This window comes from Variovorax frigidus, assembly GCF_051216515.1.
Classification (GTDB): Bacteria; Pseudomonadota; Gammaproteobacteria; order Burkholderiales; family Burkholderiaceae_C; genus Variovorax.
The window spans coordinates 41,153-64,958 of the sequence record NZ_JBPJZF010000008.1 but is presented as its reverse complement, the minus strand read 5'-3'; the positions used below and the strand labels follow the sequence as shown (position 1 = coordinate 64,958).

Here is a 23,806-nt window from a genome sequence, read left to right as displayed (position 1 = left end):
GGAAATCACCAGTTCAGGGGAGCGCCGCCCATCTCCGCGAGATAGGCGTTGCACAGGGCAAAGGGGTTGGGCAGGGACAGCACGGCGTCGGCGCTGGCCGGGTGCTCGCGCAGGATGCAGGCGACGTTGTGGCGGCGTCCCTCGACCACGCCGGCCGACTGCAGGGCCTCGGCAGCAGAGGCACCGAAGCCCATGAAGACCAGGGGCTCGTCGCGTTGCAGCAGGTGGCTCAGCACCGCATCGATCAACGGCTTCCACAGCACCAGGTGGCCGTGCGACTGGTGCGGATCGATGCCGACCTGGAAGCGGCTGAGCGTGAACGAGGTGTTGAGCAGCAGCACGCCGCCGTCGCTCCAGCGGTCGCTCAGCGTTCCGGGCGATTCGAAGGGCAGGGCACCCGATTCGATGGCCTGCAGCGTGTGCGGCCAGTGGGCGAAGGCGCCGCCATAGCGGGCGTCGCCGGTGCGCGCCTCGGCCACCATCTGCACCCAGGCGCGGATGCTCTTGGTGAACATCTTGTCGAGCTCGCGCCACTGGGCCACGTTGCCGACCTCGAAGGCGCGCCCGGTGGCGATGTCGATCGACGGATACGGGTCTTGCCCCAGCACCACGCAGCGCACCCGCGACGGCGTCACGCTGTCGAAGGCCTTGAGCATGTGCGCGCCGGCGGGCATGCCGGGCAGGCGCCGGCCCTTGCGCGCCGGGAAGATGGGTTCCCAGGCTTCGAGGTCCAGGGCCGCATCGACGCCATCGAAGTCGAGCTGCACGTCGCCCAGCGCGGCGCGCCAGGCATCGGGCAGGTCGGCTTGCCAGTTCGTCAGTGTTTCTTGCAGGGCGCTGCGCAGGGTTTGGGGCATGGGTTACATTTAAACGCTAAAAGCTGACCAGTTCGTCAGGAAATTCTAAAGAAGAAACTGACGAGTTGGTCAGAATTTTTGACTAGGTGATTTCCCGCTGCCCGCAGCGCGCCCCCTAGAATTTGTTCCCGGTAGAAAGTGACACCCTGCTCATGCGCGACACCAGACCTGCACCATCCACGACGCCGGAAACCACCGCCGACCGAGAGATCAGGGCGGGCAACAAGCGAAAGATCCTCAAGGCGGCGAGCGAGGTGTTTGCCGCCAAGGGCTTCGACGGCGCGCGCATCGCCGAGATCGCCACCGTCGCGGGCTTGCCCAAGGCCAACGTCTACTACTACTTCGCCACCAAGGAAGAGCTCTACAGCGCCATCTTTGCGCCGCTGCTGGAAGAGTGGGACAGCGCGCTGCAGATCCTCAAGGTCGAGACCGAGCCCGCCGTGGCATTGCGTGCGTATGTCGAAGCCAAGCTGAAACTGGGCCGCAAGAACCCGCTCGAAGCGCGGCTGTTCGCCAACGAGGTGGTGCGCGGCGGCGCGTTCCTGTCGACGGCCGACCGGGCCCACATTGCCAAGAGCACGGCGGCCAGCATCGAGGTCTTCGAGGCCTGGATGGCGGCCAAGAAGATCCGCAGGATCGACCCGCAGCACTTCCTGTTCCTGCTCTGGGCCTCCACCCAGTTCTACGCCGACTACGAACCCATCGTGAACGCGGTGCTGCAGGTCAAGAAGATGAGCGCCGCGCACTACGACAGGGCGCTCGAAAGCATCGTCGCGACGGTGCTCGGGGGCGTGCTGCCGGACTGACGCGGCGGTTCGCCGCGCTGCGAAGGCACCGCTCCCGAGCAGGCATTTGGGTCGTCAGTCGAAGAACTCTCTCGACTGTCTGTGCAGACGCAAAAGCCCAAGGTCTACCGTCATCGCGGTATGGCGACCGTTGTAGGGACATGCCGCCCAGCGTCTTGCTGAGGAATCCACCTGGCCAGGTTATTCAGGCCAGCCCCGGAATGCGCATGGCACTGCTACGCTGCATCGTCTGCGGGCGACACATTCGCAGGGAGCGTGACATGGAAGGTCGCCCCGGCCTGACTCCCGGCACTTTCCACCCGGATCGTCCCCCCGTGCTGCTCGACGATATGGCGGGCGATGGACAGGCCCAGGCCCAGTCCTTGAGCATTTGCCTTGAGCTGCTTCGTGAACGGTGTGAAAACATGAGGAAGCAGCGCCTCTTCAATGCCGCTGCCCGTATCCGCCACCGAAACGGTGTACGCATGCGCGTCGCGTTGCAACCGCATTTCGATGCGCCCGGACGCCGGAGTGAACTTGACTGCGTTGGACAGAAGATTCCAGAACACCTGCTGCAGACGATGCGCGTCGGCAATGAGTGGCAGCTGGCCGAGTTCTTCCAGTTCTGGAATCACGACGGAAATCTGCTTGGCCTCGGCATGCGGCACCACGGCGGAGACCGCTGCCTTGAGGATGTCGCGAAGCGACGCAGGGTGCATGTCGACGCGCAACTGGCCGGTGCGAGTTCGCGCTGCCTCGATGAGATCCTCGACCAGCCGCGCTTCGGTATTCACGTGGTGCTTCATGTTGAGCAGAGAGGCCCTGATGACCGCCGGGTCCGCGAGTGCACCACGAAGCAAGATCTCTATCCGCGTTCCGAGCACGGACAGCGGCGTTCGAAGCTCGTGCGACACGCTGGCAAGAAACACCTCACGCAGCCGACTGAGCTCCTGAAGGCGCTCGACCGCCTCGGCATGGCGGACCGTGGACTCGATCATGGTCTCGAGCAGTTCGGTGTAAACCGTCATGCGCGACTCGGGAACGGGTGACTCCAGTCGCACCTCCGCCCAAAGTCGTGCGCCTTCTATACCGAGCTGACGCGCGATGCGCTCGCATCCCAGCGGCGTCCCGAAGGTGGGGAACGCCCATCCGTAGATGATCACGCCACGCACCTGGCCGCCGATCAACAACGGGACGGCCTGCAGGCGCAGCTCGTCGCCTACGCTGGCGTTCCCGGGTGCACCCGTTTCGAGGACCCGCGCAGCGAGGTCTCGCTCGATCCTGTCGCCGAGGCGGCCCTCGTTCCAGACACCTGCCGTCGCCAGCAGCCGCGCGACCTTCGAGAAGGCAAATGGCCCGGCCTGTCTTTCGCAGTCCAGGTCGTAGGCGCAGACGCAAAGTTCGGTTGCTGCGGCGAAACGCGCCAAGGCACGACGCCAGCCTTCCCAGTCCAACCCCGTTGGACGGCTCTCGGGGCTCTGGGCGTCGGCGCTGGCATTCACTTGGTCGTCTCGGGAGGCAACTCCGGGGAATCCGGCAGCGCCTTGCCGTGCGCGACAGCGTCCTCGATCACCGGGCTCTTGCGCGACGGCGAGCGCGCCAGCAGCCCATAGTAGGAAGAGAAGGGCAGCTGCGGCACGGGTGCAGTCTCCTCCCCCTCGACCACCGATTCGTCGAGCAAGGAGATGCCGCCCGCGCCGATCACGTACTCGCGCGTCGTCTGGATGTTCTTGCTCCCGCGCACCTTCGGCACTGCGATCGCGCGGCGCAGGCGCGTGGAAATTTCCACATAACTCAGCAGAATGATGTTGTCGACCAGGTGCGAGCCTTTGAGCTCCTGGCTGATCTGCGAGACACCCAGCAGCTCGGGACTCTCGTAGTTGAAGAACGCGGTCGCAAGTCGACCCTTGACGAAATCAGCCAGCGCATAGAGAAAATCGGAGGCCTGGTCGGGACTCGCCATCTCGTAGACGGCCACCGAGTCGAAGACGATGCAGTCGATGCCTTCCTTCTCCACCAGCTTCGTCACGCGGTCGAAGTGCACGTCCAGCTCCAGTTCCAGGGGCGATTCGTAGTGGATGAAGAGCGAGCCCTGCCGCACGAGGCCCTCCAGGTCGAAGCCCAGGGTCGCCGCGTTTCGGATCAGTTGGCGTGGATGCTCATCCAGGGTCACCAGCAGCGCCCGCCGCCCGGCCAACACGGCCGAGGTGAGAAACTGCACGCCCAGAACCGTTTTGCCACTACCGGAGATGCCGGTCACCATGGAAATTGAGCCCTCGTAAAGCCCTCCGGCCATCATCACGTCCAGCGCAGTGCATCCCACGGACACGCGTTCAGTCGACGTGGGTTGGTCCTCGTCGACCTTGGGGCGCGACTGGGCACGCCGATACACGTGGATGCCGGCGCCGGCCTCGATGCGCATCGAATGGCTCCCGCTGATGAAATCTTGGCCACGCGACTTGACGACCGCCAGGGTCCTGTGGACGCGTCGACGCACTTCGCTGCGGGTCAGCGAGATGATGGTATCGAAGACGAATCGCTCGTGCGCATGCGCCTCGAACTTCGTTTCCGCCCGTTCCGCAGTGACAAGTGTCGTGACGCCGAGCCGGGCGAGCCCTTCGACAAGCAAGTGAACATCCTCGCGAAACGGCTTGTCGTTGGCCTCGGCATAGAGGCGAAGTGGCGTCAGGCCGTCGATCATCAACCTGCGCGCACCGATGGAGGCCAGCTCCGCCGTGAAAGCGCCATCGGAGGAGCGAAACTCATTGAGCAGAACGGCCGGCGAAGTCTGGATGATCTTGACCTTGCGCTCGTCAATGAGCCGTTGCAGATCCCAGTTGAACCCATTGGCGTCTCGCAACAATTTCTCGGAATCGAGCTCGAAAGAGACGATCACCCCAGGTTCATCGTAGAGGGCGGCCCCGGCGTGAATGAAAGCCAGTCCCAGGGTGGTCTTCCCCGCGCCGGGCGCGCCTTCGACCAGGATGTTGTTGTTCCGTCGAACGCCTCCGACAAACACCTCGTCCAACCCTGGAATCCCGGTGCGCACGGGGTCTTGCATCATTCGTCCTTTAAATCGTTGTCATGGCAAGTCGGACTTTACCCCGCAGGCACATCCTCTCGGGAGCAGGAGGTGCCTGCTCGCCCTGGACCCGATCTTAAAAAAGCTTGTTTAGCTTGCTGCCTGTCCATGCCTGGATTTGTATCCTCCGATCAGTGTCTCCCGTTTTCCATCGTCTTGCACAACTTCACGGGTTGCGAGGTCGTGGTGCCGCGCAGCGCGGGACACTTCACTTTCGCGGCTCCACCACGGGAAACATCGGTTCAAAGGTGTCCAGCATCGACATCAGCTCCGCCAACTTCGCACGGTCACCGTCGATCTTCACCTTGCCCGTCAATACCGCCGAAGGAAAGCTGGTTTCCTTCAATGTCACCGCATCCAGCGTGGCACGGCTCAGCGTGATCGTGGCGTCGGCATCGGGCTGCTGACCAGCGATGTGCGTCAGCGCGGAGTTCTCCAGGGTTAGCACGAACTGCTGGCTCGAATCGGTGAAGTTCCAGTTGAATACCATCTTCTTTCCCTCTGCCTTGGTCGCACCGAGTCGCACGCCGAGGAAGTCGAAGAACAGGTCGTTGCTCACGGCTTTCAGCGTGTCCGCGTTGGCGCTGCTGCTGGCCGGGATCTTCCGCACACCGTTGCGCAGTTCCATTGCCCCCACCAGGTAGGCGCTTCGCCAGGTGCCGGCTTCGGCCTGGTAACCCAGTTGCTCCAGCGCATCGGCACCCAGCTCGCGCGCCGCGCGGTTCGAAGGGCCGGCGTACACAACCTGGCTCATGGCGCTGGCCACCCAGCGGAACTGCCCGCTCTTGAAATCTTCGCGCGCACGCCGTGATCCTGGCACCGCTGACACCCGTGCCGGGCCACGAAACTGGCGCGCTGGTGCCCCTGCCCGTGGCGGGCCTTGCGCGCATGCAGACGCACTACAGCCTCGTGACCCTCGCAGGACGCACGCTTTCGCCGGCAGCTACCGCCTATGCGCAGTTGGTCAGCGAGTTGATGAGCCCGGTACCGGCGAGCCGGAAAGCGGGCTGAGTGCAACGCGTGAGTGCGTGGCGTCTCCGGCGAACGGGATGCGCATGGGCAGCTCGTCTTTCGCTCCGGTAACAAGGTGCGAGGGGGAATTTCAGAAGCAGGCGCCGCGTGGGTAGAGAATCTCGGGCCAATGGAACTCCGATCGCTGCGCTATTTCATCGCCGTCCTGGAGGCAGGCAGCCTTTCGCGCGCCGCGGGTGCGCTGTACGTGGCTCAACCCGCGCTCACGGCGCAGATCAAGAAGCTCGAGGTCGAACTCGGCACCCAGCTCTTCGAACGCTCGCACGTCGGCGTCACGCCCACGGCGGCCGGACTGCAGCTCTACCAGGACGCGCGAAAGCTGCTGTCGGATGCCAGCGCGATGCGCGAGCGCCTTCAGCGTGTGCCCGACGGTCTCGAGGGCTCGGTCACGGTGGCGGTGCCGTTCCTGCTGGCCTCGCTGCTGCTCGGGCCGGTGCTGGCACGGCTGAAGCAGTCGAACCCGCGCATCCGCGTGTTCGTCATCGACGACCTGAGCCTGATGGTGCGCAAGGCCATGGTCGAGCGGCGCGCGGACATCGGCGTGCTGGTCGACACCGAATATGTCAACGGCCTCGACGTGAAGCCGCTCGCGCGCGAGGCGATGTTCGTTTGCGGTCACGACGCCGACGGCGAAGTGGCAGCCATGACAATGCCGCCCACCGACAAGAAAGCGATGAAAAGCAAGGCCGCTGCGGTGCAGCGCCCCGAACTGCCGTTCGCCCGCGCGGCCGGGCTGCCGCTGGTGCTGCAGTCGCGCCGCTTCAGCATTCGTGCGCAGGTCGAGCGCACGGCAATCGACCTTGGGCTGGAGCTCAACATCGCGCACGAGCACGACTCGGCGCGCGTGATCCGATCGTTGTACCTGGCCGGCGCGGGCTTCACCTTCTCGCCCGCCTGCGCCGTGGGCGATGCGCCGCCGGGCGGCAAGCAGTGGCTGGTGGCGCGGGTGGTGCAGCCCGACCTGGCGCGCACCTACTTCCTTGCGACCCCGTCGGCGCGCGCGCCCGACCCGGCGACTCGGGCGGTGATGGAGGCGCTGGTCGACGAGACGCGCCGCATGATTGCGTCGGGCCGGTGGGAGGCGGAGTTCCTGCTCGGCAAACGGCGTGCGCCAGGCACGGCTGCCAAGGCATAGCGCCGGACGCCTGCAAAAGGCCATCAACCTTTTTGATGGCCGCGCATCAGCAATCCGTATTTGTTGTTGCGCGCCTTCCGCTGCCAAAGTCGTCTTCACCCCGTGCCGTGGCACAGGCTTCCAGGAGACAACTTGCAAAACACAGCCCCCGAGATCGCCAACGTCGGCGAACTCGCATCCCGCGCCGCCCGCCTCCACGCGAAGCGGCTTGCCGTCACCAGCGCGCAGCGCTCGGTGACCTACGACGAGCTCGAGCGACGCTCCAATCGCCTGGCCAACGCGCTGTGCGGCCTCGGCCTGCAGCGCGGCGACCGCGTGGGCGTGTACCTGCCCAACTGCATCGAGATCGTCGAGCTCGAGCTGGCCTGCTACAAGGCCGCGCTGGTGAAGGCGCCGATCAACGCGCGGCTCGCACCGATCGAGGTCGCCGAGGTCATCGCGAACAGTGAGGCGGCACTGATCGTCACCACCGCCGAACGCGCAGAGGGCTTCCTGTCGCATCTCACGGGCGCCGCGCCGCGCCTGCTGTTGCTCGACGCCGCGGAGGATCTGCCGGCGTCGTACGAAGGCAGACTTTCGCGCGCCAGCGACCGCTTCACACCGGCGCGGGTTCGCGCCGATGAGCTGGCGGTGCTGCACTACACCTCGGGCTCCAGCGGCGTGCTCAAGGCCGCGATGCAGACCTTCGGCAACCGGCTCGCGCAGCTGCGCAAGTTCCTGATGCGCGCCGACAATCTGCAGCCCGGCGACCTGCTGGGGCTGGTCGGCCCGATCACGCATGCGTCGGGCATGCAGCTGGTGCCGGCGCTGTGCAGCGGCGCCACGATCCGCCTTTTCAGCGGCTTCGACCCTGGCCGCTTCATCGCCGAGATGAAGCGCGAACGCGTGACCCACACCTTCATGGTGCCGACCATGATCAACATGCTGCTGGCCGAGGTGCAGGGCCGCTACCGCCCGCTGCCCGACCTGCGGCGTCTGGGCTACGGCGCCGCGCCGATGGCGCCCGCACGCATCATGCAGGCGATGGACGTGTTCGGCCCCGTGCTCTCGCAAGGCTATGGCGCGGGCGAGACGACCTCGGGCGTATGCGGCTTGAGCGTGGAAGACCATCTGTTCGCGCGGGCCGCCATGCCCGAACGGCTGGCGTCGTGCGGCCGGCCTTTTCTCGAGTCGCAGGTGGACATCGTCGATGAGGCAGGCCAGCCGGTGGCCATCGGCGAAATCGGCGAGATCGTGGTGGGCGGTGCCGACATCTTCGCGGGCTACTGGCGCGCGCCAGAACTCACGGCCGAGGTGCTCCAGGACGGTCGATACCACACGGGCGACCTGGCGCGCGCCGACGACGAGGGCTACATCTACATCGTCGACCGGAAGAAGGACATGGTGATCAGCGGAGGCTTCAACGTCTACCCCTCGGAGGTGGAGGCGGTGCTGTACCAGCATGCCGCGGTCGATGAAGCGTGCGTGTTCAGCGTGCCCGACGACAAATGGGGCGAGGCCGTGGCTGCGCACATCGTGCTGAAGCCCGGCACGGCCGTGGACGCCTCGGCGCTCGATGCCTTCTGCGCCGAACGGCTCGCGGGTTTCAAGCGGCCGCGTCGCATCGAGTTCGTCGACGTGCTGCAGAAGAACGCCAACGGAAAGATTGCGCGCAAGGTCATCCAGTCGCCGTATTGGGCCGGCCTCGACCGCCGCGTGAACTGAGGAGCTGCACCCCATGAACACACCATCCAATTCATCGGTACCTGCGGCCGAGGCCGCGGCGCCTTCCAGCGTGCGCTCGCCGCTGTTCGACGGCCCCTTCGAAGGATCGGAACGCGCGGCAGAACTGATCGCGCGGATCGGCGATTTTCTGCACGGCGAGCTGGCCGCGCTGGTGCGCGAGGAAGGCATCGACCACGAACACGGCGCCGACAGGCCCACGCTGCAGCGCGTGTGGCGCCGCTCGCACGAGCTGGGCTTCTACGGCATGACGCTGCCCACAAGCATGGGCGGTCTCGGGCTCTCGCTGCTCGACCACGTGCTGATCAAGGAGTCGATCTATGCGAGCGGCTCGCCGCTGGCGCCGCATGTCTTCGGCGAACTCAGCGGCCCGCCGCGCGTGGGGGCGCTGGCGCGCCACGCCACGCCGATGCAGCTCGCGAACTTCATCGTGCCGGTGGCGCAGGCCGAGAAGGCCATCTGCTTCGCGCTCACCGAGACCGAGGCCGGTTCCGACCCCGGCGCGCTGCAGACGCAGGCGCGCCTCGAAGGCGATACCTACGTCATCAACGGGCGCAAGCGCTTCATCTCGGGATCGCCCTTTGCGGACTATGCGGTGCTGATGGCCTCCACCTCCGACAGCCCCGAGCGCCGTGAGATATCGGCTTTCTTCGTCGACCTGCGCCAGAGCGGCGTGGAAGTGAAGGCTGGCTACAAGACGATGGCTGGCCAGTCGACCACAGGCGACATCCTGCTGACCGACTGCCGTGTGCCGGTTGCCAACCTCATCGGCGAGCGGGGCCGCGGCCTGGCGTTGGCGCTGGGCCGCATCACCGTCAACCGGCTGCTGCATTGTCCCGGCATGGTGGGCCTCGCCACTGTCGCGCTGAAGGACGCGCGCGACTACGCGCGCACGCGCCGCCAGTTCGGCCGGCCGATCGCGGAGTTCCAGGCCATCCAGCATTCGTTGGCGGAAATGGCCACGCAATTGGCCGCCGCACGCGCCCTGATGATCTCGACCGCGCGCCAACTGGACGCGGGGGGGGACGCACGCGCCGATGCGTCCATGGCAAAGCTGTTCTGCTCGGAAGCGGCCTTCCGCGTCGCCGATGCGGCAGTACAGATTCACGGCGGCGAGGGCATCGTGCAGGGCCGGCGCGTGGAGTTCCTGTTCCGCATGCTGCGCATGTACCGCGTGCTCACTGGCACCAGTGAAATACAGAAGAACATCATTGCGCGCGAATTGCTCGGCGAGGCGCCTTAGGGTGCAGGACAAAGCAAAAGAACCATTCGGAGACAAGCAAAATGAACCACGACCTCATTGACGTTTCGCGCCGCGCGCTGTGCCGCGCGCTCGCGGCATCCGCGCTGCTGCCGCTCGCGAGCACCGCACGGTCCGCCGACCCGTGGCCGAGCCGTCCCATCAAGTGGGTGGTGCCCTACCTCGCCGGCACGGGCCCCGACACCGGCGCACGCATCCTCGCCGAGGCGGCGGGCGGGGTGCTGGGCCAGCCGATCATCATCGAGAACAAGGGCGGCGCCGCCGGCAACATCGGTGCGCGTCAAGTGGCCCGCGCCACGCCCGATGGCTACACCTGGATCTATTCAGCCGCGCCCATGGCCGCGAACGTGCTGATGTACCGCAGCCCCGGCTACGACGTGATGAAGGACTTCCGCCACGTCATGCGGCTTACCACGTCGGACGTGCTGCTGGTCGTCAACCCCGCGTCGGGCATCGAGTCACTGCAAGAACTCATTGCCAGGGCGCGTGCCAACCCCGGCAAACTCGATTACGCCTCGGGCGGCGTGGGCACGCCCTCGCACCTCGGCATCGAACTTTTCCTGAATGCCGCGGGCATCAGCGCGACGCACGTGCCGTACAAGGGCGCATCGGAACTGGTCAACGCGGTGCTTGGCAGCCAGGTGAGCTTCGGCATGCCGATCTTCGGGGTGGCCTACCCGCAGGTGAAGGCCGGCAAGCTCAAGGCGCTGGGTGTCGCCGGTACCCAGCGCAACGCCAGCCTGCCCGACGTGCCCACGCTGGGCGAACAAGGGCTGAAGGGTGTGGAGCTCACATCGTGGGGCGGGCTCTCGCTGCCCGCGGGCACGCCCGACCCGATTGCGGCGCGTCTTTACGAGGTCTTCAGCCAAATGCTGAAAGACCCCCATGTGGTCGCATCGTTGACTGAACTGGGCAGCCAAGTTTCGCCGTCGACACCCGACAGCTATCTGCAGGTGATCCGGCATGAAGTCGAGTTGACGAGGCAGATGATGAAGAGCGCCAGGATCTCGCCGCTTTAGCAAGGTCGCGTTGGGCCTCTCGCGAAATCGTCGTTCAACGTTGCCGCCGTGCCCGGCGAATGAAAGAGCGAACGTCCTCAGTGCCCCGCTGGAGCACCACGCCAGGAGCGTCGTTGATTCAGCTGCGCTGGAGGCTTCCCTGCCCAGATCAAGGAGCGGGGCAGGGAGTTCGCGACGGATGATTGCACGCTGGGCATGTCTGCTCTGAGTGCGCCCGTCCTCAGTGTTGGCTGCCTACATCCAATCGCTCAGGGCGCAGGGGAAACCGAGAGCGCCGCTGACGCGGAGAACATGTTCAGCAACCATGTGTTGAAGGCCTTTCCCGATCTCGCCGGGCCTCCGGCGGCGGCCATCCAGCCTGAACACATCTCCCGAGTCTTGAGGCGCCTGGTCGCGCGGAAGAGGACAGGGTAGAAGGTCGCACTGCGGTGAAGCTTCGTTCCTGTATGAGCACCGCGTTGACGCTGGCGCTGGGTGCCAGCGTCGACCCGATGTCCTCGCACGACGCCTTGGCAGTGGCCGTCAGACTCACGGGAACGCTTTCGCCAGCCCGGTTCGCACCGAAGAGGTCGCTTCCGGACCGATCTCCATGAATGCGTCCCCCGACACCGTGTAGGCAGGCCAGTCCAGCGCGGCCGTGCCGGGCCGCCCATGCTTGGCGAAGTCGGTCCAGAAAGTCATCGTCTGTTCCGAGATCGCAGTGTCGGCCGGTCCCCATTCCATCGCGGCCAGGACGTCGGCCTCATCGCCGGCGCTGCCGCTCACGCCGTTGCCGTTGAGGTCGCCGATCGGCGGCTTCTTGCCGTCGGGCGTGAGCGTCAGGCCCATGCTGTAGTTGGTTGCCATGCCGCGCGGGTAGCCGAACAGGTAGGGCAGCTCGCCACTGTGTCCGCTGAGCAGTCCGAGCCGCGTCCAGCCGGCGGGCACGCGGCTGAACTTGTAGACGTACTGCGGCGACCGGTAGGTGGGCGTGCGCTGCGTCATGAAGACCGGCAGCGCGGCGCGCAGCGAGGGGTAGTCGCCCGAGGTCGCGCCCACCATCAGGGGCACGTCGCTGGGCATGCCGTCCGTCATGTTCTGGCCATAGGTCTTGACCAGGTAGCGGTAGTCCACATTGGGCCGGTAGGTCTCGCGCGGGATGCCGGCGTCCAAGTCGGCCTGGGTGAATGCGGTCCATGGCAGGGCACGCGCCTGCTCCAGGCTGGTGGCGCCCACGCGCGCGAACACCGCCTTGCCGATCGCTTCGCCGCCGGTCAGGGAGGATGCGGGCGTTCCTTCGGTGGCCACCTCGCTGGCGCCGCTTTGCACGATGGCTTTGTGGAACAGGCCCTTCGCATCCGGCGAATTCATCAGCGAATAGACCTTCCCACCCCCGCCCGACTGGCCGAAGATCGTCACGTTGTCGGCGTCGCCCCCGAACGCCGCGATGTTGGACTTCACCCACTGCAGCGCCGCTACGAGATCCATCTGTCCGTAGTTGCCCGAGCCGCCGTGGCCGCTCTCCGCACTGAGCAGCGGGTGCGCCAAGTAGCCGAAGGGGCCAAGCCGGTGGTTGACCGTGACCAGTACCACGTCCCTGGCGGGCAGGCTGGCCGGGTTGTTGTACTGCTTGGAATTGCTGGTGAGGATGGCGAAGGAGCCGCCGTGGAACCAGACCATCACCGGCAGCTTCGACGCGTTCTTGGGCGCCGTCACGTTCAGGTACAGCGAGTCTTCGCTCATGCCGCCTTCGCCCAGCGGCTCCATCGTCGGGTTCTGCGCGGCCTGGTTGGACCAGGCCGTGGCCTCGCGCACACCGCGCCAGGGCTGGGCGGCCTGCGGTGCACGCCAGCGCAGATCACCGACCGGCGGCTGCGCATACGGAATGCCCAGGTACTGCCAGGTGGTCGGCGTGGCCTCGAAGCCGCGTAGCGCGCCGCCCGTGGTGCTCACTACGTGGCGCACGCTGGTCGCGCGCGCGAACTGCTCCTGCGCCGCCGCAGCCGTGCGCGCCGTGCGGGGGCGCGGGTCCAGGTCGGAGAAGGCGTCGGCTTTCTCCAGTTCAGCCAGCACCGGCGCGAGGCTGGTGCGGAAGGCGGCCGAGGGCTGTTTGAAATGGATAGAAGGTGCGTGCTTCGAGACGGTGTCACGGATCGGGTCCGTGATCTGGATGCCGTTGTTCAGGTCGCCATCGGCGTCCAGGGTCTGCAGCAGCACCAGCTTGTTGCTCACCTGCGGATCGGCGGGCGACGCAGCGCCTTCGCTGAGGCTCAGCGGTGACAGGGACTCGGCGCCTGTGGCCGAACCCAGCGCGAGTGCGCCGATGGAGAAGCTCACGGTCTCGCCGGACGCGTACTGGAAGCGCCCCTCGGCATCGGTGGTGCGCGCTCCGGACACCGAGCCGCTGTAGTTGAGCCCAGTAACCGGCCCGCCGGCGAAGGTGCCCGACAGCCGCGGCTGCGTGTCGGGCGCGGGCGGCGGCACGGAAGCGAAGCCGCCGCCACCGCTTCCGCCACCGCAGCCCAGTACGAGTGCGCTGCCCGCGAGGGCCGGCAACCACCATCGCTTCGATGCGCGCGCATCGAGGTTCTTCCTATCTCTCGTCATGTTTGTCTCCTTGAAATCGGATGTCTGCGGGCGCGGCCGGCGGTGCCGCCATCGCCCAAACGGCGGCGCCCAAGGCCGCACATCGCGCAGCAACGTGCGGCTGCATGGCGCCCCCTTTTCACAGCGGCCATAATTCCACTGAATTAATTCACTTGAATTAGGGATGACCCGCCATGCTCGTCACAATCGCGACGCCATGCCCAAGCCTCTGACGCCCGCTCAGGACACCCGCCGCGATGTCGCCTGCACCGGCACGCGGGAGCGTTTGCTGCTGGAAGCAATGCGTCTGTTCGCGCGCGAAGGCATGAATGCCGTTTCGCTGCGGCGCATCGTGGCGGCGGCGGGCGCCAGCAACCTGTCGGCCCTGCACTACCACTTCGGCAATCGCGAGAGCGTGGTGCGCGAAGTGGCGCAGATGCTCAAGCGCATCCTCGAACCGAGGTGCCTGGAGCACCTGAACGCGTTGAACGCGTCGAGCGCACGTAACCACGGCGTGCGCGAGGTGCTGGAGGCGGCCTTCGGCCCCATGATCGACATGCTGGCCGAGCCCGGGCTGGGGCGCGACGCCGTGTGCTTCATCGGCCGCCTGGGTTGGGACTTCGGCGAAGAGGGCCAGCGCATCTCGGCCGACCTGCACCGCGACCTGCTCACGCTCACGCTGGAGCGGCTGGGCGCCCTGATGCCCGATCTCGAGACGGAGCATCTGAAGTTCCGCCTGCTGCTGACCATGAACTCGCTGTACTACGGCATCTCCTACCGCAGCTACGCGATGCGCTCACCGTTCGGGCCGCTGAGTATCGGCCGGCGCGGCAACGAAGTGCAGGAACGCACCCTGTTCATGGACTACCTGGAGGCCGGCATCCGGCATCCGTCCCCGCTGCCTGCGCACCGGGGGTGAAATCAGGTCCTCCGGGGACTATCGTCAGCAATCGAAAATTCTTCGTAAGCCATTGATTTAAAACGATTTACGTCACGAAGGCTATCGGTGGCCATGGCCGACCAGCGGAACGGTTTGGCGGCAAAGCTGACGGTAATACAGAGGCTGGTCATGGCGTCGCGGATGACCTCTGGTCACGAGGCGTCTGGCGCGGTTTGCCGAGTATCTCTAGCGCCTCTCTCACGATCTCCAGCGACAGCTCTTCCTGCAGGATGCCTGCCCTGAGCACCAAGTGCTGCAGGCGGCGCTCGCGGCTCGGCTCCTTGCCAGTGAAGTCGCGCTGCTCGATGCGCTTGTAGACGGCCAGCTTGTCCTGGTGCATGGCCTGCAAGCGGGCGATTCCCTTTTCCAGGCCCGTGGGGCCAACGGCGGCCTCGGCGCGGAGGCGCACCATGAGTTCGTCGCGCAGCGGCGTGGGGTCCTGCTGCTCGGCGATCCAGCGGCGCAGTTCCTTGCGGCCCGCAGACAGCAGTCGGAACTGGCGCTTGCGGCCGCGGCCCGTCTCGGCAGGCAGGGCCTCTATCCAGCCTGCTTCCTCCAGCCGCGCCAGCTCGCGGTAGATCTGCTGGTGCGTGGCGTGCCAGAAGTAGCCGATGGATTTGTCGAAGCGCTCGGCAAGCTCCGAACCCGAGCAAGGGTGCTCTACCAGGGCAGTGAGAAGGGCGTGCGGCAGGGACATCGGAAAGGAGGCGAAGAGCGAAGGCGGAATTCGCCATCTTGCCTGAATCGGGACGCACTCCATTGCTTATGCGCCAGTTGCATAAAAGCGGGATGCTGGCTATATTTATGCAACTGGTTGCATAAACAAAAAGGAGACCCCGATGAGTGCTGTCCTCAAACACGCTGCGGCGCCGCTGGCTGGCAGCGGAAGTCCCTACCCGCACTTGCACGCCCCGCTGGACTTGGGCTTCATCACTCTGAAGAACCGCGTGCTCATGGGCTCCATGCACGTGGGGCTGGAAGAAGTGGCCAACGGTTTCGAGCGCATGGCCGCCTTCTATGCCGAGCGGGCGCGCGGCGAGGTGGGGCTCATCGTCACGGGCGGCATTGCGCCCAACGAGCACGGCCGGCCCATGCAGGGCGGGGCCATGCTGGTCAACGAACATGAAGCGGAACAGCACCGCAGGGTGACGCAGGCCGTGCATGCTGAAGGCGGCAAGATCGCCATGCAGATCCTGCACTTCGGCCGCTATGCCTACCACCGCGACCTGGTGGCACCAAGCGCGCTGCGCGCGCCCATCAATCCCCATGTGCCGCATGCGCTCACGGCCGACGAGGTGGAGCAGACCATCGAAGACTTCGCGCGCTGCGCCGCGCTGGCCCTGCATGCGGGCTACGACGGGGTGGAGGTCATGGGCTCCGAGGGCTACCTGATCAACGAGTTCATCGCCGCGCGCAGCAATCAGCGCGACGACGCATGGGGCGGGAGCTATACCAACCGCATGCGCTTTCCGGTTGAGATCGTGCGGCGCACGCGCGAGCGCGTGGGGCCGGACTTCATCATCATCTACCGCCTGTCCATGCTCGACCTGGTGGAGGGCGGCTCCACATTGGCCGAGGTGATACAGCTGGCCCAGGCCATCGAGGCGGCGGGTGCCACCATCTTGAACACCGGCATCGGCTGGCACGAGGCGCGCATCCCCACCATTGCCACCAAGGTGCCGCGCGCGGCCTACGCCTGGGTGACAAAGCAAATGATGGGGCAGGTGGGCATACCTCTCATCACCTCCAACCGCATCAACACCCCCGAAGTGGCCGAGCGCCTGCTGGCCGAGGGTTGCGCCGACATGGTCTCCATGGCGCGGCCGCTGCTGGCCGATGCCGACTTCGTGCGCAAGGCACGCCAGGGTCGGGCCGACGAGATCAACACTTGCATCGCCTGCAACCAGGCCTGCCTGGACCACACCTTCGGCGGCAAGATCACGAGCTGCCTGGTCAACCCCCGTGCTTGCCACGAGACAGAACTGGTCATCGCCCCGGCCGTTGCCAAGAAGCGCATCGCCGTCGTCGGCGCCGGCCCGGCGGGGCTGAGCTTTGCCGTCACCGCTGCGCAGCGCGGCCATGCGGTGGTGCTGTTCGATGCGGGCAGCGAGATCGGCGGCCAGCTCAACATCGCCAAGCAGGTGCCGGGCAAGGAAGAGTTCTACGAGACCCTGCGCTACTACCGTCGCCAGCTGGAACTGCATGGCGTGGACGTGCACCTGAACACGCGGGCGGAAGCGAGCGACCTGGCGGGCCAGGGCTTCGACGAGGTGGTGGTGGCAACGGGCATCCAGCCGCGCACGCCGGGCATCGAGGGCATCACCCACCCCAAGGTGCTGAGCTACCTTGATGTCCTGCGCGACAGGAAGCCCGTGGGCCAGCGCGTGGCCGTGATTGGCGCGGGCGGCATCGGCTTCGACGTGGGCGAGTTCCTTACGCACGAAGGCGAGAGCGGCGCCCTGGCGCCTGGCAAGTTCAACGACGAATGGGGCATCGACACCGGCTATGCCCACGCCGGCGGGCTGCGCGCCGCGCAGGTGCAGGCCCCCGCGCGCCAAGTGCACCTGCTGCAGCGCAAGAGCAGCAAGGTGGGCGACCAATTGGGCAAGACCACGGGCTGGATACACCGCACCTCGCTCAAGGCGCGCAATGTGGGCATGAGCTCGGGCGTGGCCTACGACCGCGTGGACGACGCCGGCCTGCACATCCGCATCGACGGCCAGCCGCAAGTGCTCGATGTGGACCACATCGTGGTCTGCGCCGGCCAGGACCCGCTGCGCGAGCTGTACGACGCGCTGCTGGCCGCGGGTCAGAGCGCCCACCTCATCGGCGGTGCCGACGTGGCCGCCGAGCTCGACGCCAAGCGCGCCATCCTGCAGGGCACGACGCTCGCTGCCCGCATCTGATCGATTCTCGACCCATCCCAAGGAGACATTCCATGACCGAAGCCCCCAAGACCATCCACCCCGCCGTCGCCCGCTCGCTCGACACCTGGCACCACATGGTGGCCAGCCGCGACCTGTCGAACCTGCTGAGCATCGTGCACCCAGAGGCGGTGTTCCGCTCGCCCATGGCGAACACAGCCTACACCTCGGCCCCGGCGCTGATGTTGGCCCTGTCCACCGTGATCCAGGTGTTCGAGGACTTCACCTACCACCGCCAGCTGGCTACCGACGACGGCCTGAACATCGTGCTGGAGTTCAGCGCCCGCGTGGGCGACAAGCAGCTCAAGGGGATCGACCTGGTGCGCTTCAACGAGCAAGGGCAGATCACCGAGTTCGAAGTCATGGTGCGCCCCCTGAGCGGCCTGCAGGCTCTGGGTGCCGAAATGGGCGCCCGGCTGGGCGACAAACTGCCGGCGTTCAAAGCCAAGGCTTGAAGCGTCCGCACCTAGAAAAAAGGAGACAACGCGAATGACTGCCACCACCGCATTCCCAATGCCCATGCCCTGGGAGGGCGCGTACCCCGAGGCCTTGCGCCACTACCGACTGGACCTGGCGGCGCTGCCCGCCAACGCCGCGCACCTCGTCACGCAGGCCGCGGCCGACCACGGGGACCAACCCGCGTTCACCTTCGTGCTGCCCAGCGGCGCGAACGTGGCGCGCAGCTTCCGCGAGATCGATGCCCTGTCGGACGCCTTTGCCGCCTGGCTGTTGCGCGAGCAGGGGCTACAGGCGGGCGATGTGCTGGCGCTGCAGATGCCCAACTGCCTGCACTACCCCATCGCAGTGTTCGGCGCGTGGAAGGCTGGGCTCATCGTGACCAATGTGAACCCGCTGTACACCGGGCGCGAGCTGCGCCTGCAGCTCGAAGACAGCGGCGCCCGCCTGCTGTTGGTGTGCGACATGTTCCTGCCGGTGGCGGGGCCCGTGGCCGAGGTCCTGGGCGTACCGGTGCTCACGGCCAGTTTGTGGGACTTCTTCGAGGAACCCGTGGCATCGGCCATCCGCGCCAAGATGGCCGGGCCTGCCGACCCGGATGCAGCGCCGCTGCTGCGCATGGCCGATGCGCTGGTGCGCGGGCAGGCGCTGACACCCGCCGAGCGGCGCAGCCACCCCGTGGCGCTGTACCAGTACACGGGCGGTACAACCGGGCGAAGCAAGGGTGCGGTGATCACGCACGGCAACATCCTGGCCACCTTGCGCATCACCCGCGATTTTCTTGATGCCTACGATGGCCCCCAGCGCGGAGAGACAATGCTCACCGTGCTGCCCATGTATCACGTGTTCGCCTTCATGGTGAACTTCCTGGTGTTCTTTCAGGTCGGTGCGCGCAACCTGCTGGTGCCCAATCCGCGCCCCATTTCCAACCTGCGAAAGACCTTCGATCAGTTCGACGTGCAGTGGACCGCCGGGGTGGACACGCTGTTCGCCGGCCTGCTGGCCGAGCCCTGGTTCCAGGCCAAGCCACCCAGGCTGCGCTACGCCTTCTCGGGCGGCACGGCCCTGCGCACATCGACCGCGCAGGCCTGGCAGGCGCTGGTCTGCCCCATCCTGGAGGGCTATGGCATGACCGAGACCTCGTGCATCGTCTCGTGCAACCCGCCCTCAGCTACGCCGCGCCTGGGCACCGTGGGGGTGCCCATGCCAGGCTGCCGGGTGCGTGTGGTCGATGACCAGGGGCGTGACCTGCCGCAGGGCGAGCGTGGCGAGCTGCTGGTGCAGGGCCCGCAAGTCGTGGCCGGCTACCTGCATGCACCCGAGGAGAGCGCCAGCGCGATGAAAGATGGCTGGTTGCACACGGGCGACATCGCGCAGTTGGAAGAGGGGGGCTACATCCGCATCGTGGACCGCAAGAAGGACATGATTCTCGTGTCCGGCTTCAACGTCTACCCCAACGAAGTGGAGGACGTGTTGGCCGCCCACCCCGACATCGCCGAGGCCGCTGTCATCGGCGTGCAGGACGCCGGCACCGGCGAGGCCGTGCGCGCCTTCGTCGTGCTGCGCAACCCCGCGCTCACGCCCGAGGACGTGGAGCGCCATTGCCGCACCCACCTCACGGCCTACAAGGTGCCGCGGCAGATCGTTTTCCGCGAGCAACTTCCCAAGTCGTCGGTGGGCAAGATCCTCAGGGCCTCGCTGCGCGAGGTGGGCTGACCTGCGCCGGGGTCCTGCCTTCACAGGCAGGCCGGACCGGGCTGCGATCCCGGGACGGGCGGTGACGTTTCGGTGGGACCGGCTCCGGAGCTGGCGCAGATGGCGGTGGGACGCACTTCTGGCCTACTGAACGCCCATTCTCGGTTCATCGTCGACAGGCGCAGCGCCACCGGTTCGGCTCATTTCGCAGTCAGTGGCTCCAGTCCGGTTTTGGCGATGGCGGGCGCGGCGGCCGGCGAGGACAGATAGCGAATGAGTTCTGCGGCAGCCGCGGGCTGTTTCGAGCCGGTCGCGACGCCCGCGGAGAACACTGTCACGCGCTGCACTTCCGCCGGCAGCGGGCCGATGTAGTCGATGCCTTCGATCGGCAATAGCTCGCTCACCTGTTGCAGGCCTAACGCCGCATCGCCCCGCGCGACCACGGTGCCGACGCGCTCGCTCAGGATGCGCCGGCTCTTCGGTTTGACCTGGGCCTCGATGCCCAGATTCTTCAGGAGTTCAGTCTCGTAGTAGGTGCCGCTCGCACTGGCCGAATAGGCAATGGACGGCGCAGCGAGCAGGGTTCGCTTGAGTGCCTCGGTCGTCGAGATGTCGGGCCGGGGCGCACCGCGCTTCACGGCGAATCCAATCGAAGAGCGCACTAGGTCGACCTGGCTGCTGGCCACGACCTTGCCGTCTTTCACCAGCGCGTCCAACGCCGACCGCGCCAAGATCACGACGTCCGCAGGCTCGCCGCGTCCAAGGCGGCTGGGAATCGAGTCGGCGGCGTTGCCCATGGAGGCGCCATAGGCGGTCTTCACCATGTGGCCCGATAGCTTCTCGAAGTCCGGGCGAAGGTTGTTGTACGCAGCCGTGAATCCCCCCGACGTCATCACGTGGATGTCCTTGCCGGCCGGCTTGCTCGTCAGGCCGCTGCAGCCTGCGAGCGCAAGCGCGCTGGTGAGCAATGCAGCGCGGCGGGTGATCGAAAAAATGGAAGTCATGGCGTCTCCTGGCTTTTAGGGCTGGAGGCATCGTAGCCAGGCAAGCTGTCAAACGGCCGGCAGGGAATTAAGGGTAACCCTGGGTGCGCCGCGCTTCATGGAAGAATCGACAAAGCGGCGGTTCCTCCCGGACGCGAAACGCCTGGTCGCGCGCATCGCCAACGGCACAGGTTCTTGCTCAGGTGCGCCCAGCCGCAGGCCTGCGTTGCCAGCATCGGGATGGCTCACGGCCTGAACGCCAACTTTGTGCACAAGTGGCGTCGGGCGACTGAGAAGTCGCAAGCCGCTACGCCAAGCCCCACCCTCGAGTTCGTCGCGGCGCCCTTGGCCGCGCAAGCACCGATGGCGGCGCGCGCCACTGCCATCGAACTGCGCTGCGGCGCCATCACCTTCAAGGTCAGCTGGCCAAGTACGCTGACCACCTGCCGCTGTACCCGCAGGAGGGCAAGGGCCTCGGATCCGACGCCGGAACTGCGTTCGCCATGCACGATGCGTCAGTGGCATCTATCAGCGCTCCATCCAGCTCGCCAGCGGGCGCTTTGCGATGTTGGACGACGGCATGGGATTCAGTCTGGTGCCGTGGAGACCTGTGATCGAGCCCCGGCTCGGTCAGACGATATCGGCGGTGATGCGCGGTGGCGGCGTGTCCTGGGACCTGGGAAGGCAGAGGGGCATAGGAAGATGACCGCAACCTTCCGCCTTCGGTGGGAGCAAGAGAATCGACTCCTGTAGCAAGGCCGTCACATTGGGATGCCAGCATGGGAATCTCAAAAATGGTGCGTAAATTTGCCGACTCGATACGTCCCCCTGTCACGCTTCCCGCAGTCTTGCTGCGGGCTTGACGACGCTCGCGGTAATACAGGGTGCCGGGGCTGGTCAGGGTGCGCTCGCACACCGACGGCTTGACCCGCTCGCGGGCTGCATGGGTCCTCGGCATCTCTTGGGCGGTGATCGCCTCGTCATGGGCGGCGGGCGGCGTCTCTGATCAGGCAACTGGGGCCGTTTTCGCGACTTCGCCGCTGATTGAATTCGACATCCCGGCGCAGCCGTTGGAGACAGCGCTGTTTCAATATGGTGAAGCGTCCGGCACGCCGGCGCTGTTTCCCAGCGAGTTGGCCATCGGCCTGCGCTCTGCTCCGCTGCGCGGTCGCCACTCTCCTGATGACGGCTTGCAGCGTCTGCTGCAAGGCACGGGACTGGTTGCAGAGAAGATGTCGACCGCGCACGGTGACGTATTCCGGATCCGGCGCGCTGCGACGCCCAATCTGTCCGCCGACGCCACGGATCCGATGCCCATTGGCCGCGAGCTGGACGGCTATCCCGCGCGGGTGCAAGCCGGCGTGCTACGGGCCCTCTGCAGCGAGCCGCTGACCGCGCCAGGCTCTTACCGAGCGCTGGTCGAGGTCCAGATCGGTGCGGCGGGACAGGTCAACCATGCCGCGCTGATCGAATCGACCGGCGAGCGCCGCCGCGACGCGGCGCTGCTGGCGGCCTTGCATCGGATACGGGTGGGTGCGCCTCCACCGACCGCGGTTGCATCCGTGTCCTATACCGTCACCTTGCTGCCGGCGGCAGTCGGGGACCCCCCTCCGTGCCGCGCGCAGGCGGCCGGTGTGTCATGACCGACGGCGCTTCACCCAGCTTGCTGGACTACCTGTCGAAGCGCTACACGAGCCTGAAGCTGATGCTGACTCGTCGGCTGGGCAACGCCGACCTGGCCAGTGACGCGCTGCACGACACGTGGGTGCGGCTACAGGGTGCAAAAGAACTCCCCGCGCGCGATCACCCCGGCGCTTACCTGATGCGGGTGGCGACGAACATCGCCGTGGACATGCAGCGCAAGCAGCGCCACACGGTGTCGGGCGAGGACATCGACGCCGTGCTGGAGGAAATGGCGGACCCGGGCCCGGGTCCGGCAGAGCAAGCACAGGCGCGCTTCGATCTGAACGTCGTCGCGCAACTCGTCGAGCGCATGCCCGAGCGGCGCCGCGCCATTTTCGTGATGGTGCATTGGGAGGACATGACGCGTCAGGAGGTGGCCGATCGGTTGGACATTTCCCGGCGCACCGTTGAAACCGAACTGCAGCGCGCGCACGAGCGGCTGACGGCTTTTTTCCATGCGCGCGAAAAATAAGATGCGCAATGGCGCTGTGTCACACGTGTATAACAATATGGACTTCCTTGGCGCACTGCGGTGCCGCGCTCTCCGATGAAAACGCCTGCGTCGATCTCCGGCGACGAGGCCCTGGGCCACGACGCGCTGGCGCGGCGTGCCTGGGACTGGCTGCGGTTGCTGACATCGCACGACGCCAGCGAGGAGGATGTGCAGCGATTCCGCCAGTGGGTCCAAGAAAGCCCGGCGCACCAAGCCGCCTACCGTGAGGCCAAGGCCCTGTGGGACACGCTCAAGCCCTCCGCTGGCTTGGTCGCCGGAGCCCAGCCCGGCCTGGTCGCCAACTATGTGCGCGGGCAGCGCAACCTGGTGCGCTCGCGCCGGGGCTTTCTGGGCATGGCGGCGGTCTCTGCGGCTGTGGCAGGCGTCGCGGTCGTTCATCCACCCCTCGGGTTGTGGCCGGGTGCTTCCGAATGGGGTGCTGACGACCGCACGGCCACCGGCGAGCAGCGCACGCTAGCCTTGGCTTCGGGCGTGGAAGTGACGCTCAACACACGCACCAGCGTGCGCCGCGACATGGTGGACGGACACCTGGGCGGCATGGACCTTCTGGCCGGTGAGGCGGCCATCGACTTGCGGGGGGGCGGCCGTCCATTTGCCGTTGTGGCGGGTGTCGGCCGCAATGTGGCCGACGCGGGAAGCTTCGAGGTGCGCTACGTCGGCGACAAGGTCTGCGTGACCTGTCTGGCCGGTGCAGTGCAAGTGGCGCATCCGTCGGGTGCGCGAAGACTGCAGGCCCGCCAGCAACTGTTCTATGACGCCCGAACTGCGGGCGGTATCGTCGAGGTGGACCCTGAGCAGGCATCGGCCTGGCGCCGGGGCATGCTGATCTTCCGCCACGCCCGTCTGGCCGAGGTTGTCGATGAAATCAACCGCTATCGCGCGGGCCGTGTGGTGCTGCTCAACGACACTGCCGGTGGCCGGCCTGTTAGCGGCCACTTCCGCATCACCGCGCTCGATCAGGCGATTGAGCAGTTGCGCTATGCGTTCGATCTGAAGGCCCGGTCCCTCGTCGGCGGTGTCCTCCTGCTGAGCTGATCGAGGGCAAAGGCCAGCACTGTCTGTTTTGTGACAAGGCCAGGGCCGCAGTGTGCATTCAGCACGCGCTTTTTATCAGGCGGTTTGAGATTCACCGCCTCGCCTGAGTGCGAAAAAA

At 66.4% G+C, this 23,806-nt stretch carries 21 protein-coding genes; 14 read left to right on the top strand and 7 right to left on the bottom strand.

The window, feature by feature from the left end; translation table 11 throughout:
- Nucleotides 1–5: 5 nt before the first annotated feature.
- On the bottom strand, nt 6–857 hold the full coding sequence (locus tag ACSFBC_RS23535; RefSeq protein ID WP_435512753.1) for a uracil-DNA glycosylase family protein: 852 nt from the start codon (nt 855–857) through the stop codon (nt 6–8).
- Between the two features lie 152 nt (nt 858–1,009).
- On the opposite strand from ACSFBC_RS23535, the gene ACSFBC_RS23530 reads away from it, so the two are divergent.
- Nucleotides 1,010–1,663: a TetR/AcrR family transcriptional regulator gene (locus tag ACSFBC_RS23530; RefSeq protein WP_435512752.1), complete on the top strand. Its 654-nt coding sequence runs from the start codon at nt 1,010–1,012 to the stop codon at nt 1,661–1,663.
- Nucleotides 1,664–1,878: 215 nt separating this feature from the next.
- On the opposite strand, the gene ACSFBC_RS23525 is transcribed toward ACSFBC_RS23530, so the two are convergent.
- The 3 genes from ACSFBC_RS23525 to ACSFBC_RS23515 all read right to left on the bottom strand — a co-directional run bounded on the left by ACSFBC_RS23525 (nt 1,879) and on the right by ACSFBC_RS23515 (nt 5,490).
- Entirely contained in the window at nt 1,879–3,144 is a 1,266-nt protein-coding gene (locus ACSFBC_RS23525; RefSeq protein WP_435512751.1) for a sensor histidine kinase, read from the bottom strand.
- Nucleotides 3,141–4,703 (bottom strand): ATPase domain-containing protein, encoded by a 1,563-nt coding sequence (locus ACSFBC_RS23520; RefSeq protein ID WP_435512750.1) that lies wholly within the window; start codon nt 4,701–4,703, stop codon nt 3,141–3,143. Before ACSFBC_RS23520 ends, ACSFBC_RS23525 begins: the two co-directional genes overlap by 4 nt.
- Before the next feature lie 229 nt (nt 4,704–4,932).
- Nucleotides 4,933–5,490, bottom strand: coding sequence for an alkyl sulfatase C-terminal domain-containing protein (locus ACSFBC_RS23515; RefSeq protein WP_435512749.1), 558 nt, complete (start codon nt 5,488–5,490; stop codon nt 4,933–4,935).
- Between the two features lie 41 nt (nt 5,491–5,531).
- Here ACSFBC_RS23515 and ACSFBC_RS23510 point away from each other — a divergent pair, with 41 nt between their 5' ends.
- From ACSFBC_RS23510 to ACSFBC_RS23490, 5 genes are all read left to right on the top strand, one after another.
- Nucleotides 5,532–5,735, top strand: a complete 204-nt coding sequence (locus tag ACSFBC_RS23510; protein WP_435512748.1) for a hypothetical protein — start codon at nt 5,532–5,534, stop codon at nt 5,733–5,735.
- A 130-nt stretch (nt 5,736–5,865) separates the two neighbouring features.
- Entirely contained in the window at nt 5,866–6,891 is a 1,026-nt protein-coding gene (locus ACSFBC_RS23505) for a LysR family transcriptional regulator (protein ID WP_435512747.1), read from the top strand.
- A 132-nt stretch (nt 6,892–7,023) separates the two neighbouring features.
- Entirely contained in the window at nt 7,024–8,595 is a 1,572-nt protein-coding gene (locus ACSFBC_RS23500; protein WP_435512746.1) for an AMP-binding protein, read from the top strand.
- Nucleotides 8,596–8,608: 13 nt separating this feature from the next.
- Nucleotides 8,609–9,856 (top strand): acyl-CoA dehydrogenase family protein, encoded by a 1,248-nt coding sequence (locus tag ACSFBC_RS23495; RefSeq protein WP_435512745.1) that lies wholly within the window; start codon nt 8,609–8,611, stop codon nt 9,854–9,856.
- A gap of 41 nt (nt 9,857–9,897) precedes the next feature.
- Nucleotides 9,898–10,893 (top strand): Bug family tripartite tricarboxylate transporter substrate binding protein, encoded by a 996-nt coding sequence (locus tag ACSFBC_RS23490; protein WP_435512744.1) that lies wholly within the window; start codon nt 9,898–9,900, stop codon nt 10,891–10,893.
- A gap of 528 nt (nt 10,894–11,421) precedes the next feature.
- Here the strand turns inward: ACSFBC_RS23490 and ACSFBC_RS23485 are convergent.
- Nucleotides 11,422–13,479, bottom strand: coding sequence for a carboxylesterase/lipase family protein (locus ACSFBC_RS23485; protein WP_435512743.1), 2,058 nt, complete (start codon nt 13,477–13,479; stop codon nt 11,422–11,424).
- Nucleotides 13,480–13,675: 196 nt separating this feature from the next.
- On the opposite strand from ACSFBC_RS23485, the gene ACSFBC_RS23480 reads away from it, so the two are divergent.
- Nucleotides 13,676–14,377, top strand: a complete 702-nt coding sequence (locus tag ACSFBC_RS23480; RefSeq protein WP_435512742.1) for a TetR/AcrR family transcriptional regulator — start codon at nt 13,676–13,678, stop codon at nt 14,375–14,377.
- Nucleotides 14,378–14,525: 148 nt separating this feature from the next.
- On the opposite strand, the gene ACSFBC_RS23475 is transcribed toward ACSFBC_RS23480, so the two are convergent.
- Nucleotides 14,526–15,095 carry a PadR family transcriptional regulator gene (locus ACSFBC_RS23475; RefSeq protein WP_435512741.1) on the bottom strand — a complete coding sequence of 190 codons (570 nt, stop codon included), beginning with the start codon at nt 15,093–15,095 and terminating at the stop codon, nt 14,526–14,528.
- Nucleotides 15,096–15,237: 142 nt separating this feature from the next.
- Between ACSFBC_RS23475 and ACSFBC_RS23470 the strand changes: the two genes are divergently transcribed.
- The 3 genes from ACSFBC_RS23470 to ACSFBC_RS23460 are packed head-to-tail and all read left to right on the top strand — an operon-like array spanning nt 15,238 to nt 19,494.
- Nucleotides 15,238–17,304 (top strand): 2,4-dienoyl-CoA reductase FMN-binding domain-containing protein, encoded by a 2,067-nt coding sequence (locus ACSFBC_RS23470; RefSeq protein ID WP_435512740.1) that lies wholly within the window; start codon nt 15,238–15,240, stop codon nt 17,302–17,304.
- A gap of 32 nt (nt 17,305–17,336) precedes the next feature.
- Nucleotides 17,337–17,777, top strand: coding sequence for a nuclear transport factor 2 family protein (locus tag ACSFBC_RS23465; protein ID WP_435512739.1), 441 nt, complete (start codon nt 17,337–17,339; stop codon nt 17,775–17,777).
- A 34-nt stretch (nt 17,778–17,811) separates the two neighbouring features.
- Entirely contained in the window at nt 17,812–19,494 is a 1,683-nt protein-coding gene (locus tag ACSFBC_RS23460) for a long-chain-fatty-acid--CoA ligase (RefSeq protein ID WP_435512738.1), read from the top strand.
- Nucleotides 19,495–19,673: 179 nt separating this feature from the next.
- On the opposite strand, the gene ACSFBC_RS23455 is transcribed toward ACSFBC_RS23460, so the two are convergent.
- A complete protein-coding gene (locus ACSFBC_RS23455) occupies nt 19,674–20,477 on the bottom strand; it encodes a substrate-binding domain-containing protein (RefSeq protein WP_435512737.1) in 804 nt (267 codons plus the stop codon).
- Nucleotides 20,478–20,934: 457 nt separating this feature from the next.
- Between ACSFBC_RS23455 and ACSFBC_RS23450 the strand changes: the two genes are divergently transcribed.
- The 4 genes from ACSFBC_RS23450 to ACSFBC_RS23435 all read left to right on the top strand — a co-directional run bounded on the left by ACSFBC_RS23450 (nt 20,935) and on the right by ACSFBC_RS23435 (nt 23,688).
- Nucleotides 20,935–21,162: a DUF3363 domain-containing protein gene (locus ACSFBC_RS23450; RefSeq protein ID WP_435512962.1), complete on the top strand. Its 228-nt coding sequence runs from the start codon at nt 20,935–20,937 to the stop codon at nt 21,160–21,162.
- 217 nt (nt 21,163–21,379) lie between these two features.
- The gene (locus ACSFBC_RS23445) at nt 21,380–22,099 is read left to right on the top strand and encodes a TonB C-terminal domain-containing protein (RefSeq protein ID WP_435512736.1); all 720 of its coding nucleotides are present in this window, start codon (nt 21,380–21,382) and stop codon (nt 22,097–22,099) included.
- Nucleotides 22,096–22,611 carry an RNA polymerase sigma factor gene (locus ACSFBC_RS23440; RefSeq protein ID WP_435512735.1) on the top strand — a complete coding sequence of 172 codons (516 nt, stop codon included), beginning with the start codon at nt 22,096–22,098 and terminating at the stop codon, nt 22,609–22,611. The genes ACSFBC_RS23445 and ACSFBC_RS23440 overlap by 4 nt, the downstream gene beginning before the upstream one ends.
- Before the next feature lie 75 nt (nt 22,612–22,686).
- Nucleotides 22,687–23,688: a FecR family protein gene (locus ACSFBC_RS23435; RefSeq protein ID WP_435512734.1), complete on the top strand. Its 1,002-nt coding sequence runs from the start codon at nt 22,687–22,689 to the stop codon at nt 23,686–23,688.
- The last annotated feature ends 118 nt before the right edge of the window (nt 23,689–23,806 follow it).

Excerpts from the sequence above, each read along its gene's own strand:
- ACSFBC_RS23535 (WP_435512753.1), bottom strand. The coding sequence starts at position 857 with ATGCCCCAAACCCTGCGCAGCGCCCTGCAAGAAACACTGACGAACTGG.
- ACSFBC_RS23530 (WP_435512752.1), top strand. The coding sequence starts at position 1,010 with ATGCGCGACACCAGACCTGCACCATCCACGACGCCGGAAACCACCGCC.
- ACSFBC_RS23520 (WP_435512750.1), bottom strand. The coding sequence starts at position 4,703 with ATGCAAGACCCCGTGCGCACCGGGATTCCAGGGTTGGACGAGGTGTTT.
- ACSFBC_RS23505 (WP_435512747.1), top strand. The coding sequence starts at position 5,866 with ATGGAACTCCGATCGCTGCGCTATTTCATCGCCGTCCTGGAGGCAGGC.
- ACSFBC_RS23495 (WP_435512745.1), top strand. The coding sequence starts at position 8,609 with ATGAACACACCATCCAATTCATCGGTACCTGCGGCCGAGGCCGCGGCG.
- ACSFBC_RS23490 (WP_435512744.1), top strand. The coding sequence starts at position 9,898 with ATGAACCACGACCTCATTGACGTTTCGCGCCGCGCGCTGTGCCGCGCG.
- ACSFBC_RS23485 (WP_435512743.1), bottom strand. The coding sequence starts at position 13,479 with ATGACGAGAGATAGGAAGAACCTCGATGCGCGCGCATCGAAGCGATGG.
- ACSFBC_RS23480 (WP_435512742.1), top strand. The coding sequence starts at position 13,676 with ATGCCCAAGCCTCTGACGCCCGCTCAGGACACCCGCCGCGATGTCGCC.
- ACSFBC_RS23475 (WP_435512741.1), bottom strand. The coding sequence starts at position 15,095 with ATGTCCCTGCCGCACGCCCTTCTCACTGCCCTGGTAGAGCACCCTTGC.
- ACSFBC_RS23470 (WP_435512740.1), top strand. The coding sequence starts at position 15,238 with ATGAGTGCTGTCCTCAAACACGCTGCGGCGCCGCTGGCTGGCAGCGGA.
- ACSFBC_RS23465 (WP_435512739.1), top strand. The coding sequence starts at position 17,337 with ATGACCGAAGCCCCCAAGACCATCCACCCCGCCGTCGCCCGCTCGCTC.
- ACSFBC_RS23460 (WP_435512738.1), top strand. The coding sequence starts at position 17,812 with ATGACTGCCACCACCGCATTCCCAATGCCCATGCCCTGGGAGGGCGCG.
- ACSFBC_RS23455 (WP_435512737.1), bottom strand. The coding sequence starts at position 20,477 with ATGACTTCCATTTTTTCGATCACCCGCCGCGCTGCATTGCTCACCAGC.
- ACSFBC_RS23440 (WP_435512735.1), top strand. The coding sequence starts at position 22,096 with ATGACCGACGGCGCTTCACCCAGCTTGCTGGACTACCTGTCGAAGCGC.
- ACSFBC_RS23435 (WP_435512734.1), top strand. The coding sequence starts at position 22,687 with ATGAAAACGCCTGCGTCGATCTCCGGCGACGAGGCCCTGGGCCACGAC.